Raw genomic sequence first — 14,760 nt, forward strand, 5'->3', positions numbered from 1 at the left:
GGAAGACCGGTCCACAGCACAGCTCGGCATTTGCTCCGCTAACGAATAACGCCGCGAGGATGGAAGGGCCGAAGGGTCGTAACGATTCAACTGTCGCGTGATGCCGCCGATGCTCTGCGACCAGGGCTCGGAACTCTCGCTTTGCTGCCCCAGCACACACAGCCTCAGATGAAGGGGTTTGGCCTGCACCAAGCGCAACAGTCCCCAGAGCCCACCCAATTGGCCTGATGAGCCCAAAGTGCAGCGAGCTGCCCGCCCCCCACAATCAAGCAGAGACCCGGCAAGTGCCGAAATGCGCTATTGCCACCGAATGCACATCCTTGCCTTGATGCCGCGTGAACTTGCTCACCGCCAACTGCAAGTTCGTTGTCCCATATGTTGTCCCATATGCCCAGCAAAGAAAAAGGGTTAGCTCACCGACATTGAGCTAACCCTTTGATTTTATTGGTCGGGGCGGCGGGATTCGAACTCGCGACCCTCTGCTCCCAAAGCAGATGCGCTACCAGGCTGCGCTACGCCCCGAAGGGTGGCAACTATACCAGAATCCAGGCCGCCCGGGGCGCTGCGCGGCTCGCGGTGTTTCTGGGGCGCGCCATTCCGGGCGCGCCGCTTTCTTGCATCACCAGGTCAACCCAGCACGGGAATCAGCCGAAGCGGCCCGTGATGTAGTCCTCGGTTTCCTTGCGCGAGGGCTTCACGAAGATCTGGTCGGTCTGGCCGAATTCCATGAGCTCGCCCAGGTACATGTAGGCAGTGTAGTCCGAGCAGCGCGCGGCCTGCTGCATGTTGTGCGTCACGATCACGACGGTGTAGTCGTTCTTCAGTTCGGCGATCAGCTCTTCGATCTTGGCGGTGGAAATCGGGTCCAGCGCGGAACACGGCTCGTCCAGCAGCAGCACTTCCGGCTTGATGGCCACGCCACGCGCAATGCACAAACGCTGTTGCTGGCCGCCCGACAGGCTGTTGCCGCTTTGGTGCAGCTTGTCTTTCACTTCGTTCCACAGCGCGGCCTTGCTCAAGGCCCATTCCACGCGTTCGTCCATTTCGCCCTTGGACAGGCGTTCGAACAGACGCACGCCAAACGCGATGTTGTCGTAGATGCTCATCGGAAACGGCGTGGGCTTCTGGAACACCATGCCGATCTTGGCGCGGATCAGCGAGATATCGGTCTTGGTCGTCAGCAGGTTCTCGCCGTCCAGAACGATCTCGCCCTCGGCGCGCTGGCCCGGATAGAGTTCAAACATGCGGTTGAACGTGCGCAACAGCGTCGACTTGCCGCAGCCCGAGGGGCCGATGAAGGCGGTGACCTTCTTCTCCTGGATCGACATGTTCACATTGCGGATCGCATGGAACTTGCCGTAGTAGAAGTTCAGGTTCTTGACCTCGATCTTGTTCTTGACGGCGGTAGCGGTGTTTTCCATTTCTCTTCCCTTGGCTCCGGCGCGCCACGCGCGCCGGCAAAGCGATCTTTACTTGTTGCGGAACATGTTGCGGGCAAGGATGTTGATGCCCAGCACCAGCAGCGTGATCAGCGTGGCCCCGGCCCAGGCCAGGTCATTCCAGTCCTTGAAGGGGCTGGCGGCGTATTGGTAGATTACGACCGGCAGGTTGGCCATCGGCGCGTTCATGTTGAACGACAAGAACTGGTTGGACAGCGCCGTGAACAGCAGCGGCGCGGTCTCGCCCGAGATCCGGGCAATGGCCAGCAGCACGCCAGTGATGATGCCGGTCTTGGCGGCGCGATAGCACACCAGCGTGATCATGCGCCACTTGGGGCAACCCAGCGCCGCCGCGGCTTCACGCAGGCTGTTGGGCACCAGCATCAGCATGTTGTCGGTGGTGCGCACCACCACCGGAATCACCAGGATGGACAGCGCCAGCGCACCGGCCCAGCCCGAGTAATGCCCCACCTGCGCCACATACACGGCGTAGATGAACAGACCGATGATGATGGACGGCGCCGACAGCAGCACGTCGTTCAGGAACCGCGTGGCGGGCGCGAGCCAGCCGCGATGGCCATATTCTGCCAGGTAGGTACCCGCCAGAATGCCGATCGGTGTACCGATCAGCGTGCCGACGCCTGCCATCACCACGCTGCCGAAAATCGCGTTGATCAGGCCACCCGTTTGACCGGGGGGCGGTGTGATCTCGGTGAACAGCGTGTAGGACAACGCGGGCGCGCCGCGGGTCAGCAGGGTCAGAATGATCCAGAACAGCCAGAACAACCCGAACACCAGCGTGGTCAGCGACACCGTCAGCATGATGCGGTTGATCACGCGGCGCCGGCGGTAAATGCCATTCTGCATATTGAGTACGGATACAGCCATGATCTTTTCCTTGTGCTCGCGGTGCGTCAGGTTTTCTTGCCTTCGCCGGCGGACAGGCGAACCAGCAGCACTTTGGCCAGGGCCAGCACGATCGTCGTGATCAGGAACAGGATCAAGCCCAGTTCCAGCAACGCCGACTTTTGAATGCCGCCCGCTTCATTGAATTCGTTGGCCAGCGCCGAGGCGATCGAGTTGCCCGGAGAAAACAGCGACCCCGACCACTTGAAGGCGTTGCCGATCACGAACGTGACGGCCATCGTCTCGCCCAAGGCTCGGCCCAGACCCAGCATGACGCCGCCGATGACGCCCGACTTGGTGAAGGGCAACACCACGCGCCACATGACTTCCCAGGTTGTGCTGCCCAAGCCGTAAGCCGATTCCTTCAACATGGCCGGCACCAGCTCGAACACGTCGCGCATCACCGCGGCGATGAACGGGATGATCATGATCGACAGGATCAGGCCGGCGGTGAAAATCCCGATGCCGAACGGCGGCCCCGCGAACAGTCCGCCGATGATGGGCACGTTGCCCAGCGTGGCGATCAGGAACGGCTGCACATACTGCTGGAACACCGGCACGAAGACGAATAGGCCCCACATGCCGTAGATGATGGACGGAATGGCCGCCAGCATTTCCACGGCCGTGCCCAAGGGGCGGCGTAGCCAGGTCGGCGACAGTTCCGTCAGGAAGATGGCGATACCGAACGAGACCGGCACGGCGATGATCAAGGCAATGGCCGAGGTCAGCAGCGTGCCGATGATGGGCACCACGGCGCCGTAGTTCTGGTTGACGGGATCCCAATCATTCAGCCACAGGAACGACAAGCCATATTTGGCCAGCGATTCTCGACTGCCGTAGATCAGGGACACAAGAATGGCCGCCAGCAAAATGAACACCAGGAAGGCGAACAGGCGGGTCAGATTCTTGAATAGCGCATCCATCAGCGCGTTTTTATTTTGCTTCATAGGCGAAGGCGTGCCGGTAGTCACGGAGTCCGCCACGCTGGGCGGAAGCGGCACACTATTATCCATTACCGCGCTCATGGATGGACTTTCCTTAGGTAACCTGGGTGGAAACGGGAACTGCTGGGGCGAGCCGCCCCGGTTTTCTTGCAGGGCATGAATTCCGGGGCGGCTGCTGATGGGTTACGCGCGGCGTAGGGCTGCTTTCTTATTGCGGCCCTCGCGCGCTACACCCATCCTACTTCCAGACGGGGGTGCCGTCGGTGGCTTTGATTTCGCCCCAGGCGGCGCGGATTTGCTTGGTCACGGCTTCCGGCAGCGGCACGTAGTCCAGATCCGCGGCCGACTTGGCGCCGTTCTTGAACGCCCAGTCAAAGAAGTCCAGCACGGCCTTGCCTTGCGCCGGCTTGGCTTGCGACTTGTGGATCAGGATAAAGGTGGCTGCCGTAACGGGCCACGAATCCGCACCCGGTTCGTTGGTCAGGATCACGCCCATGCCCGGCGCGCTCTTCCAGTCGGCGTTTGCGGCCGCGGCAGCGAATGCCGACTGCTCGGGCTGGACGAACTTGCCGTCCTTGTTCTGCAGTTGCGTCCAGGCCAGCTTGTTCTGCTTGGCGTAGGCGTATTCCACATAGCCGATCGAGTTCTTCAGCTGGCCAACGTAGGCGGCGACGCCTTCGTTACCCTTGCCGCCTTGACCGGTGGGCCACTTGACGGCCTTGCCTTCACCGACTTGCGACTTCCAGTCAGCCGAGACCTTGGACAGGTAGTTGGTCCAGCCGAAGGTCGTGCCCGAGCCATCCGAACGGTGCACCACGATGATGTCGGCCGAAGGCAGCTTCACGTCGGGGTTCAGCGCCTTGATGGCGTTGTCGTCCCACTTCTTGATCTTGCCCAGGAAGATGTCGGCCAACACGGGGCCCGACAGCTTCAGCTTGCCCGGTTCCACGCCGTCGATGTGCACGACGGGCACGGTGCCGCCGATCACGGCGGGGAACTGCAGCAGACCGTTCTTTTCCAGGTCAGCCGCCTTCATGGGATCGTCCGAAGCGCCGAAATCGACGGTCTTGGCGATGATCTGTTGCTGGCCGCCGCCCGAACCGATCGACTGGTAGTTGATGGCGTTGTTGGTGGCCGCCTTGTAGTCCGACGCCCACTTGGCGTAGACCGGGTACGGGAACGAGGCGCCGGCGCCAGTCACGTTGGCGGCTTGCACGGCAAATACAGCGGCGCTCAGCGCGACGCCCACGGAAACTTGTTTGAAGACACGTTTGAACATCTGGGTTCCTTCAGTGCTTGTTGGAGAAGTCGTATCAGGCTTTTCTTTGCTGCCTGTCTTTCAGCGACCTTCGCATCTTAGGGGGGCAACGTGACAAGATAGTGACAGTCACATACGGTTCATGTAGCCCTGTCCCCAAAACCTAGAAAAAAAACCGTGGCCGCCCGGGAAACAAGGGCAGCCACGGTTTGGGGGACACAACCCGGCCCAACAACGGACGGCTTAAACGCCCAGCTTCTGCATCAGGTATTGGTGCAGGTTGAAGGGTTCACGGCGGCTTTTCACGCGGGCGTAATCGCCGTCGGCCTGCTGTTGCCACGCCAATTGGTTATCGCGCAGCGCGTAGGTGAACGCTTCGTCTATCACCCGTTTTTTCAGGATCTTGTCGTAGATGGGGAAGGCAATTTCCACGCGGCGGAAGAAATTGCGGTCCATCCAGTCGGCTGAAGATAAATAGACCGTTTCCTCGCCGTCGGCGTAGAAATAGAACACGCGCGAATGCTCCAGGAAGCGGCCCACGATGGACCGCACGCGGATGTTTTCCGACAACCCCGACACACCGGCGCGCAGCGCACACACCCCGCGCACGATCAGGTCGATCTTGACCCCCGCCTGGCTGGCTTTGTAGAGCTCTTCGATAATCTGCTCTTCCAGCAGCGAATTCATCTTTGCCATGATGCGCGCGCGCTTGCCCGCCTTGGCCGCTCGCGCCTCCGCGCGTATCAGGGCCACCATTCCGTCGTGCATGGTGAAGGGCGACTGCATCAGCGCCTTGAGCGAACGACGCGCGCCCAGCCCGGTCAGTTGCGCGAACACCTTGTCCATGTCCTCGCACAACTTCGGGTCGGCGGTCAGCAAGCCAAAGTCGGTGTACAGGCGCGCGGTGCGGGGGTGGTAGTTGCCGGTGCCCAGGTGGGCGTAGCGGCGCAAACGGCCCTTTTCGCGGCGCAGCACCACGGCCATCTTGGCGTGCGTCTTGTGGGCCACGACGCCGTACACCACGTGCGCCCCCACCTCTTCCAGCTTGGACGCCCAGTTGATGTTGGTCTGCTCGTCAAAGCGCGCCATCAGCTCCACCACCACCGTCACTTCCTTGCCGGCCCGCGCCGCCGCAAGCAGGATCTTCATCAGCTCGGAATCTTCACCCGTGCGGTAGATGGTCTGCTTGATGGCCATGACGTCGGGGTCCAGCGCCGCCGCCGTCAGGAAGTCGATCACGGGCTGGAACGACTGGTAGGGGTGATGCAGCAGGCGGTCCTGGGCGGCCACCGCCTCGAACAGTTCGTGCGGTTTGTCGCCCACCCGGTCGAACGGCGCGGGAACCGGGGCCCGGTACTCCGGAAACAGCAGATCGGGGCGCAGGTCGGAATTGCACAACTGCATCAGGCGCGACAGGTTCACCGGACCGGGCACGCGATAGGTGTCCTCGGCCTTCAGCGAGAATTCACGCTGCAGGAAGGTTTCAAGTTCGACGGGGGTGAGCTTGTCGATTTCCAGGCGTACCGCGGCGCCGAAATTACGCTGTGACAGCTCGCCCTGCAGCGCATGGCGCAGGTTGGTGACTTCTTCCTCATCCACGAACAGGTCGCTGTTGCGGGTGACGCGCCACTGGTAGCAGCCCAGCATTTCCAGGCCAGGAAACAGTTCCCCCACGAAGGCCCGCAGCAAGGACGTCAGCAGGATGAAGCCTTCGGGGTGGCCGGACAGCTCGGGCGGCATCTTGATCAGACGCGGCAGGGCGCGCGGGGCCTGCACCACGGCAATCGAAGCTTGCCGGCCAAAGGCGTCGGCGCCCGACAGCGACACAATGAAGTTCAGGCTCTTGTTGTAGACGCGGGGAAAGGGATGCGCCGGATCCAGCCCGATGGGCGTCAGCAACGGCATCACATCGCGGTTGAACACCTGGCGCGCCCATTCCTGCTGCTCGGCGTTCCATTCGGAAGCGTGATGCAGGGTGATGCCCTCAGCCTGCATGGCGGGCAGGATGTCGTCGTTAAGCAGGTTGTATTGCCGCGCCACCAGGGCATGCACGGCATGCTGGACGTTTTCAAAGGCCTGGTCCGGCGTCATCCCATCGGGACCCACCAGATTGGGCGATTGAAGCTGCTGCTCTTTCAGGCTGGAAATCCGGATTTCAAAAAACTCATCCAGATTGGAGCTGACAATGCACACGTAGCGCAGTCGCTCCAGCAGCGGCGTTTTCGGATTTTCCGCCATCGCCAGCACGCGTTCGTTGAATTTGAGCAGCGACAACTCGCGATTCATGAGCAAAGGCTCGCCAGGCGGGCGTGTGGGCATACCGGATTCCATACGTTTTGGAGGAGCGTGGAGTTTTACTGCAAAAAAGTGACGGTTCTATGACATAACAGCAAAACCGTAGCGTACGTCAAAAGCGGGACATATAGCGCAGGTCCGAATTTCGCCAAGCCCCTGATCCATAAGCGAAAACCCGTATCCAAGGGCACTGTCACATGGGATCTCTATAATCAGGCCACCTCAAAGCCTATATTACGAGCCGCATGGATCAACTTCTGGCCGCGGTGGACCTCGGGTCCAACAGCTTCCGCCTCTCTATCGGACGCATCGTTCAACAGGACGGTACGCCCCAGATCTACCAGATCGATCGTCTCAAGGAAACCGTTCGGCTTGCCGCCGGGCTGGACGCCGAGAAACGCCTGGGCGATGACGCCATCGAACGCGCCATCGCCGTTCTCGAACGATTTGGCGACCGCCTGCGCAGCTTCCACCCCAACCGGGTGCGCGCGGTTGCCACCAACACGTTTCGCGTCGCGCGCAACACGCGCGACTTCCTGCCGCGCGCGGAAGCCGCGCTGGGCTTTCCCATTGAAGTCATCGCGGGCCGCGAAGAAGCCCGCCTGATCTTTTCGGGCGTGGTCCACACGCTGCCCCCGTCCCCCAACAAGCGCCTGGTCATCGACATCGGCGGTGGGTCCACCGAAGTCATCATCGGCAAGGGCCATGAGCCCGGCTTGATGTCGTCGTTGTACATGGGCTGCGTCAGCTACAGCCGCCAGTTCTTTTCGGACGGCGTGGTGGACGCGCACCAGATGAAGCAGGCAGAGCTTGCGGCGCGGCGCGAAATCGAAGTCATCGCGAAGCAGTACCGCAAGATGGGCTGGAAAGAAGCCTATGGCTCGTCCGGTACGGCCAAGGCGCTATTCGCCATCCTGACCGAAAGCCGCTTTTCCGACCGCGGCATCACCCGCGCCGGCCTGGCCAAGCTGAAAGACCGCATCGTGCGCTCGGGCCGCGTCATCCCTTCCGAGCTGCCCGGCATCAAGATCGAGCGTTCGGATGTGCTGCCGGGCGGGCTGGCCATCATGACCGCCCTGTTCGACGAATTGGGCATCGACGTCATGCATACCGGCGACGGCGCACTGCGCCTGGGCGTGCTGTATGACCTGCTGGGCCGCGACGACGAACACGACAAGCGCGACGAATCGGTGCGCCAGTTCATGAAGCGCTACCACGTAGACGTGAATCAAGCGCGCCGTGTCCGCCATGCCGCCCTGACCTTATTCGACGCGATGTTCCCCGAAGGCCAGGAACGCGCTGAACTGCGCCCCGCGCTGGGCTGGGCGGCCGACCTGCACGAAGTGGGGGTGTCGATTGCGCACAATGCGTACCACAAGCACACCGCCTACGTGCTGGAAAACGCCGACATGCCGGGCTTCTCGCGCGCCGACCAACAACTGCTGGCATTGCTGGCGCTTGGCCACCAGGGCAAGCTGACCAAGCTGGAGCCGTTGATTCGCACCCGGGCGCAATGGAAAGCCATCCTGAGCCTGCGCCTGGCCGTGCTGCTGTTCCGCCGCCGTGGCGAAATCGAGCCGCTGCCGCTGACCGCATCGGTGCGCGAAAGCTCCATCGTCGTGCGCGTCAACCGCGACTGGCTGACCCAACACCCCTTGAGCGACTTCACGCTACGCGCCGAAGAAGCGGAATGGAACAAGGTAGGCTTTTCGTTCGAGCTGCTGGAGTTCTAGGGGCTCTACGCGCTGGGGAACCCGCAAAAAAATCGGGCGATGGCGGCAATGCCAACGCCCGATTTTGCTTTTTGGCGCGCTCAGAACGGGGATAGATCCGTGTGCCGGCGCAACTGCCTGAGTTCAAGGCGGACAGGCCGAGTGGCCCGCCGTATCAATCTGATTTTCATACGGCGGAGCAAGCGGCGCATGATGATCAGCGCTGGCCGTTGATGGCCGTGGGTTGGTCCAGGCCGAAGTGGCGGCGGTAGCGCTCGTCCATCCACTCCATGTTCAGCAGCACCGGGAAGTCCGCGGCATTGAAGTCCGGATCCCAGGCGGGTTCGCCACAGACCTTGGCGCCCAGCTTCAAGTAGCCCTTGATCAGCGGCGGAACGCGGGCAGGCAAGGTGCTGTTGAGCTTTTCCACCGGATAACGGTGCAGCGGGGTCACATGGGGGTCGCCATTGCGAGGCAATTGCGACGAGATGGTGCGCCAGACTTCGGCGGCGGTAACGCCATCGTCCCGCAAGCTGACGCTGGCGCAACCCAACACGTATTCGTAGCCGCCGCGCCGCAGGTATTCCGTCAGGCCCGACCACAGCAACATGATCACCGCGCCGTTGCGGTAATCGGAATGGGTGCACGACCGGCCCACTTCAACCAGTTGGTCGCGAATGGGACCCAGCCCGGAAAGATCAAATTCTGATTGCGCGTAGTAGCCGCCCGCTTCGCGCGCCTTTTCCGGCGTAAGGATGCGATACGTGCCCACGACGCGGCCCGTATCCATCTCGCGCACCATCAGGTGTTCGCAAAAAGGGTCGAAGCGATCGTGCTCGATGCCATCATGCGCGTCGGGAAACACCGCGCCCATGTCTTCAGTGAAGACGTCGTAGCGCAGACGTTGGATCTGCTCGATTTCTTCAGCCGTGCGCGCCAGGCCCACCACCAACACTTTCGGGGTGTTGCCCTTCCAGGGTTCAGCGGGATTACGGCTTGGGGTGGTGCGTGCTAATTCAAGCATTGCGCGAAGCTCCTAGAGAGTCCAGTCAGTTTGGACGCCCTGTATGTCAAAGACTTGACCGATATGTTACGTGACTATGAAGTTTAGTTCGGAGGAGATAGGTCGATTTCGGGCAATTCTCGACAAAACTTTACAAAACAATACTTACTAAAGATATACAAAAGCCACCCCCCGCTACGCGGAGAGTGGCTTTGGGGGACGCAGCCAGGAGCCTGGGCTCAAGCCAAACTGGCGGCGAGCTTTTCTGCGCAGGAGACCGCAAGCGATTCGTCTTCGGCTTCGACCATCAAGCGCAGTTTCGGCTCAGTGCCCGAAGCACGGATCAGAATGCGGCCGCGGCCATTCAGTTCAGCCTCGACGGCCTCGCGCGCGGCGGTCAGGCCCGCGTGGGTCTTCCAGTCCTGCCCGGGCGCCAAGGGCACGTTGATCATTTTTTGCGGGTACATCCGCAGATCACGCACCCATTGCGACATCGTCTCGCCGCTGCGGCGCAGAGCGGTCAGCACCTGCAAGGCGGCGATGATGCCGTCGCCAGTGGAATGGCAATCCAGGCACAGCAGATGGCCAGAGCTTTCGCCGCCGTACTGCCATCCACGCGCCTGCATTTGCTCCAGCACATAGCGATCGCCCACGTTGGCGCGCTCGAAGCCCACGCCCAGGCGCTTCATTTCGCGCTCGAAACCGAAATTGGTCATCAGGGTGCCGACCACGCCGTCGACCTTGCCGCGCTGCATGCGTTCGCGCACGATGGCGTACAACAGTTCGTCGCCGTTGTAGATGCGGCCTTCGCCGTCCACGACCTGCAAGCGGTCGGCGTCGCCATCCAGGGCGATACCCAGGTGCGCGCCACGGGCCTGCACTTCCTTGGCCAAGGATTCGGGGTGCAAGGCGCCCACGCCCTTGTTGATATTGAAACCGTCCGGATGCACGCCGATGGCATGCACCTCGGCGCCCAGCTCGCGAAACACATGGGGGGCGATGTTGTAGGCGGCGCCGTGGGCGGCATCCACAACGATCTTCATCCCGTTCAGGTCAAGATCGTTGGGGAAGGTGCTCTTGCAGAATTCAATATAGCGGCCCTGCGAGTCCGACATGCGGCGGGCGCGGCCCAGGCCTTCGGAACTGACGCAACCCAACGGCTCGTCCAGCGCGGCCTCGATCGCCGACTCCGTTTCGTCGGGCAGTTTCATGCCCTGCGCCGAAAAGAACTTGATGCCGTTGTCCTGATATGGGTTGTGCGACGCACTGATGACGATGCCCGCCACCAGACGCAGCGCGCGGGTCAGATAGGCCACGGCTGGTGTCGGGATGGGGCCGGCCAACAACACGTCGATGCCAGCCGCGGACAGGCCCGCTTCCAGGGCGGATTCCAGCATGTACCCCGAAATACGCGTGTCCTTGCCAATAACGACCTGCGGGCGGCTACCGCCGCGCACGGCGTGTTCGCGCGCCAGCACGCGGCCGGCGGCATAACCCAGGCGCAGCGCGAATTCGGCGTTGATCACCGGGCCACCGACTTCACCACGCACCCCGTCGGTGCCGAAATACTTGCGTTGACTCATGAACTGATAGCTCCTTGTTCAGCCGCCTGCCAAACCTTAAGGGCATCCACGGTGGCGGCGACATCGTGCACACGCACGATGGAAGCCCCCCGGGACACGCAGGCCAGCGCTGCGGCGATGCTGCCGGACAACCGGTCGCCGACCGGTCGGCCAGTGGCCTGTCCGATCATGTTCTTGCGCGACAGGCCGATCAGCAATGGATAACCGGTGCTGCGCAAACTGGACAAGCGGCGCAGCAATTGGAAGTTTTGGTCCGCCGTCTTGCCGAACCCGAATCCCGGGTCCAACACGATGCGGCGAGGGTCGACCCAGGCCGCGCGCAGCTTCTGCGCGCGAGATCCCAGGAAGAATCCGATTTCACCGATCAGGTCGGTGTACTCGGGGGGCGAGGCCTGCATGGTGCGAGGCTCGCCCTTCATGTGCATCACGCACAGCCCGCAGCGCGATTGCGTCACCGCCTCGATGGCGCCGGGCTGGCGAAAGCCATAGATGTCGTTGATCATGTCAGCGCCCGCGTCCAGCGTGGCGCGCATGACTTCCGGCTTGAAGGTGTCGATGGATAAGGGCACGCCACAATCGCGCAACGCTTCGATTACGGGCAACAGGCGGTCGAGCTCATCGGCCACGGAAACCGGATCGGCGCCAGGGCGTGTGGACTCACCGCCCAGATCCAGGATCTGCGCGCCCTCTGCGATCAACTGGCGCGCGTGCGCCACCGCGGAATCCGTATCGTCGTGCTGGCCGCCATCGGAAAACGAATCCGGCGTGACATTGACGATACCCATGACAAGCGGGCGCTCGAGATCAAACTCGAAGCGCCCGCAAAGGAAGTTATTTGCCATAACTCAGGACAAAGAACCTCAGACTGCTGCAGCCGTGCTGCCGTCTGCCGCCAGACCAGTGCTGGGAGGCGGCGTGTCGGTGGAATCCGACGGGCCTTGCGGCGTTTTCGGGGGACGCGGGGGACGGCCCTCGATGATGTCGTTGATCTGGTCGGCGTCGATGGTTTCCCATTCGAGCAGCGCGGACGTCATCACTTCGACCTTGTCGCGGTTGTCTTCCAGGATCTTGCGCGCCACTTTGTACTGCTCGTCGATGATGCGGCGGATCTCGGTGTCCACCTTCTGCATGGTGGCTTCCGACATGTGGGTCGTCTTGGTGACGCTGCGGCCCAGGAAGACTTCGCCTTCGTTCTCGGCGTAGACCATGGGGCCCAGTTCGTCCGTCATGCCGTAGCGCGTGACGATGTCGCGAGCGATGGCGGTGGCGCGTTCGAAGTCGTTCGAGGCGCCCGTCGTCATCTGGTCCATGAACAGTTCTTCGGCGATACGGCCACCGAACAGCACGGCGATGGTGGACAGCAAGCGGCCCTTGTCCATGCTGTAGCGGTCGGTTTCAGGCAACTGCATCGTCACGCCCAGCGCACGACCGCGCGGAATGATGGTGACTTTGTGGACCGGGTCGGTCTTGGGCAGCATGCGGGCAACGATTGCATGGCCGGATTCGTGGTACGCGGTGTTCTTGCGTTCCTCTTCGGGCATGACGATCGAGCGGCGCTCGGCGCCCATGATGATCTTGTCCTTGGCCTTTTCGAAGTCGGACATATCCACCGTGCGGCCATTGCGGCGCGCGGCGAACAAGGCGGCTTCGTTGACCAGGTTGGCCAGGTCGGCGCCCGAAAAGCCGGGGCAGCCGCGCGCCAGGATGGTCGCGTCGACGTTGGGCGACAGCGGAACCTTGCGCATGTGGACCTTCAGGATCTGCTCGCGGCCACGGATATCGGGCAGCGGCACCACGACCTGACGGTCGAAACGGCCGGGACGCAGCAGTGCCGGGTCCAGCACGTCGGGACGGTTGGTTGCGGCGATCACGATGACGCCCTGGCCGGACTCGAAGCCATCCATTTCAACCAGCATCTGGTTCAAGGTCTGTTCGCGTTCGTCGTTGCCGCCACCCAGGCCGGCGCCACGCTGACGGCCCACGGCATCAATTTCATCGATGAAGATGATGCAAGGCGCGTGCTTCTTGGCGTTTTCGAACATGTCACGGACACGGGCCGCGCCCACGCCGACGAACATTTCAACGAAGTCCGAACCCGAGATGCTGAAAAACGGCACCTTGGCTTCACCGGCAATGGCCTTGGCCAGCAGCGTCTTGCCGGTACCGGGCGAACCCACCATCAGCACGCCGCGCGGGATACGGCCACCCAGCTTTTGGAACTTGCTGGGGTCGCGCAGGAAATCGACCAGCTCCTGGACGTCTTCCTTGGCTTCGTCGCAGCCCGCGACGTCGGCAAAGGTGATTTGATTGGTGTTTTCGTCGAGCATGCGGGCGCGCGATTTGCCGAAGCTGAATGCGCCGCCTTTACCACCGCCCTGCATCTGTCGCATGAAGAATACCCACACGCCGATCAACAGCAGCATGGGGAACCACGACACGAAGATGCTCATCAACAGCGACTGCTCTTCGCGCGGTTTGCCGGAAACCTGGACGCCGTACTTCAGCAGATCGGAAACCATCCAGAGGTCGCCCGGCGAAGTCAGCGTATAGGCGCGGCCCGCGTCCGGGGTGACGTACAGCACATCGCCCTGGACGTCGACCTTGCGGATACGTCCCGCCTTGGCGTCGTCCATGAACTGCGTGTAGCTCACGCCGTCCTGGGTCTGAGCGCGTCCGTCGAACTGTTTGAATACGGTGAACAGCACCAGGGCTATCACCATCCAGACAGCGACTTTCGAAAATGAATTATTCAAGGTCGATCTCCTGCTTTCGATTCCGACCGGCAACCGCGCACCCGCATATGGCACAGTCACAAGTATGTCAATAGCCCATTCTACCCTGTCGGACTCGATTGCGTCCTGGGATCCCTGGGGTCGGTGTAGTTACGTCTGATTTGTACTTATGGTGGTCGTTGTCTCGGCAAGCAGGTAGGTCTTTTGCGGGATCCGGGGCACCATGCCTCGGCCCGGGTTACTTCAGATCGCGGGCAACCAGAAAGGTTTCAGAGGATTTATCCCGTGACGCCTTCGGCTTGCGCTCGACCACCCGCTTGAAGTGCTGTTTGAAGGACTGCACGATCTGCGAAAAGCCGCTGCCGTGAAAGGCCTTGACGATCAGCGCCCCATTGGGCTTTAGGTGAGCGCGGGAAAATTCCATCGCCAGCTCGCACACATGCTGAATGCGCGCGGAGTCGGCGCTACCCACGCCTGACAAGTTGGGGGCCATATCCGAGATTACAAGATCCACGGCACGAGATCCGACCATGTCTTCCAATTGTTTCAGAACGTCATCGTCGCGGAAGTCGCCCTGGATGAATTCCACCCCGGCCACCGGATCCATCGGAAGCAGGTCCAGCGCAATGATACGTCCGTCCACGACACCGCCCGGCCCCGCCAGCCGCTCGCGCGCCACTTGCGACCAACTGCCGGGCGCCGACCCCAGATCGATGACCAGGTCGCCCCGGCGCATCAGCTTTTCGGTGTCCAGAATCTCGATCAGCTTGAAGGCGGCGCGGGCGCGATAGCCCTTCTGTTGCGCCAGCTTCACATAGGGATCGTTGATGTGCTGGTGAATCCAGTCTTTAGAGAATTTATTCTTGGCCATTACCGTACAATTCCACG

Annotated in this window: 11 protein-coding genes and 1 tRNA gene; 1 reads left to right on the forward strand and 11 read right to left on the reverse strand. The window is 61.8% G+C overall.

Features of this window, described 5'->3' with window-relative positions:
• Positions 1-445: 445 nt before the first annotated feature.
• The 6 genes from ELS24_RS23060 to ppk1 form a co-directional block, all read right to left on the reverse strand.
• Positions 446-522: transfer RNA gene (locus ELS24_RS23060), tRNA-Pro, on the reverse strand.
• Between the two features lie 122 nt (positions 523-644).
• Positions 645-1,421: a phosphate ABC transporter ATP-binding protein PstB gene (pstB, locus tag ELS24_RS23065; protein WP_050449049.1), complete on the reverse strand. Its 777-nt coding sequence runs from the start codon at positions 1,419-1,421 to the stop codon at positions 645-647.
• Positions 1,422-1,469: 48 nt separating this feature from the next.
• A complete protein-coding gene (gene pstA / locus ELS24_RS23070; protein ID WP_083447511.1) occupies positions 1,470-2,327 on the reverse strand; it encodes a phosphate ABC transporter permease PstA in 858 nt (285 codons plus the stop codon).
• A 26-nt stretch (positions 2,328-2,353) separates the two neighbouring features.
• Positions 2,354-3,370 carry a phosphate ABC transporter permease subunit PstC gene (gene pstC, locus ELS24_RS23075; RefSeq protein WP_050449047.1) on the reverse strand — a complete coding sequence of 339 codons (1,017 nt, stop codon included), beginning with the start codon at positions 3,368-3,370 and terminating at the stop codon, positions 2,354-2,356.
• A 157-nt stretch (positions 3,371-3,527) separates the two neighbouring features.
• Positions 3,528-4,568: a phosphate ABC transporter substrate-binding protein PstS gene (pstS, locus tag ELS24_RS23080; protein ID WP_050449046.1), complete on the reverse strand. Its 1,041-nt coding sequence runs from the start codon at positions 4,566-4,568 to the stop codon at positions 3,528-3,530.
• Positions 4,569-4,790: 222 nt separating this feature from the next.
• Positions 4,791-6,866, reverse strand: coding sequence for a polyphosphate kinase 1 (gene ppk1, locus ELS24_RS23085; protein WP_127185449.1), 2,076 nt, complete (start codon positions 6,864-6,866; stop codon positions 4,791-4,793).
• Positions 6,867-7,087: 221 nt separating this feature from the next.
• Here ppk1 and ppx point away from each other — a divergent pair, with 221 nt between their 5' ends.
• A complete protein-coding gene (gene ppx, locus ELS24_RS23090) occupies positions 7,088-8,575 on the forward strand; it encodes an exopolyphosphatase (protein WP_050449044.1) in 1,488 nt (495 codons plus the stop codon).
• A gap of 196 nt (positions 8,576-8,771) precedes the next feature.
• On the opposite strand, the gene ELS24_RS23095 is transcribed toward ppx, so the two are convergent.
• The 5 genes from ELS24_RS23095 to ELS24_RS23115 all read right to left on the reverse strand — a co-directional run bounded on the left by ELS24_RS23095 (position 8,772) and on the right by ELS24_RS23115 (position 14,743).
• Complete coding sequence (locus ELS24_RS23095) at positions 8,772-9,578, reverse strand: GNAT family N-acetyltransferase (protein ID WP_050449043.1); 807 nt, start codon at positions 9,576-9,578, stop codon at positions 8,772-8,774.
• Positions 9,579-9,796: 218 nt separating this feature from the next.
• Complete coding sequence (gene glmM, locus ELS24_RS23100) at positions 9,797-11,140, reverse strand: phosphoglucosamine mutase (RefSeq protein ID WP_050449042.1); 1,344 nt, start codon at positions 11,138-11,140, stop codon at positions 9,797-9,799.
• A complete protein-coding gene (gene folP / locus ELS24_RS23105; protein WP_050449041.1) occupies positions 11,137-11,982 on the reverse strand; it encodes a dihydropteroate synthase in 846 nt (281 codons plus the stop codon). Before folP ends, glmM begins: the two co-directional genes overlap by 4 nt.
• Before the next feature lie 18 nt (positions 11,983-12,000).
• Positions 12,001-13,893, reverse strand: coding sequence for an ATP-dependent zinc metalloprotease FtsH (gene ftsH, locus ELS24_RS23110; RefSeq protein WP_050449040.1), 1,893 nt, complete (start codon positions 13,891-13,893; stop codon positions 12,001-12,003).
• Between the two features lie 217 nt (positions 13,894-14,110).
• On the reverse strand, positions 14,111-14,743 hold the full coding sequence (locus ELS24_RS23115) for an RlmE family RNA methyltransferase (protein ID WP_127185450.1): 633 nt from the start codon (positions 14,741-14,743) through the stop codon (positions 14,111-14,113).
• Positions 14,744-14,760 lie beyond the last annotated feature (17 nt).

Origin of the sequence: Achromobacter spanius (assembly GCF_003994415.1) — a bacterium.
Taxonomy (GTDB): domain Bacteria; phylum Pseudomonadota; class Gammaproteobacteria; order Burkholderiales; family Burkholderiaceae_B; genus Achromobacter; species Achromobacter spanius_C.

What these genes read in the sequence shown, in the direction of transcription:
- ELS24_RS23115 (WP_127185450.1), bottom strand. Translation starts at nt 14,743, where the DNA reads ATGGCCAAGAATAAATTCTCTAAAGACTGGATTCACCAGCACATCAAC.
- pstS (WP_050449046.1), bottom strand. Translation starts at nt 4,568, where the DNA reads ATGTTCAAACGTGTCTTCAAACAAGTTTCCGTGGGCGTCGCGCTGAGC.
- pstB (WP_050449049.1), bottom strand. Translation starts at nt 1,421, where the DNA reads ATGGAAAACACCGCTACCGCCGTCAAGAACAAGATCGAGGTCAAGAAC.
- ELS24_RS23095 (WP_050449043.1), bottom strand. Translation starts at nt 9,578, where the DNA reads ATGCTTGAATTAGCACGCACCACCCCAAGCCGTAATCCCGCTGAACCC.
- pstA (WP_083447511.1), bottom strand. Translation starts at nt 2,327, where the DNA reads ATGGCTGTATCCGTACTCAATATGCAGAATGGCATTTACCGCCGGCGC.
- ppk1 (WP_127185449.1), bottom strand. Translation starts at nt 6,866, where the DNA reads ATGCCCACACGCCCGCCTGGCGAGCCTTTGCTCATGAATCGCGAGTTG.
- glmM (WP_050449042.1), bottom strand. Translation starts at nt 11,140, where the DNA reads ATGAGTCAACGCAAGTATTTCGGCACCGACGGGGTGCGTGGTGAAGTC.
- folP (WP_050449041.1), bottom strand. Translation starts at nt 11,982, where the DNA reads ATGGCAAATAACTTCCTTTGCGGGCGCTTCGAGTTTGATCTCGAGCGC.
- ppx (WP_050449044.1), top strand. Translation starts at nt 7,088, where the DNA reads ATGGATCAACTTCTGGCCGCGGTGGACCTCGGGTCCAACAGCTTCCGC.
- pstC (WP_050449047.1), bottom strand. Translation starts at nt 3,370, where the DNA reads ATGAGCGCGGTAATGGATAATAGTGTGCCGCTTCCGCCCAGCGTGGCG.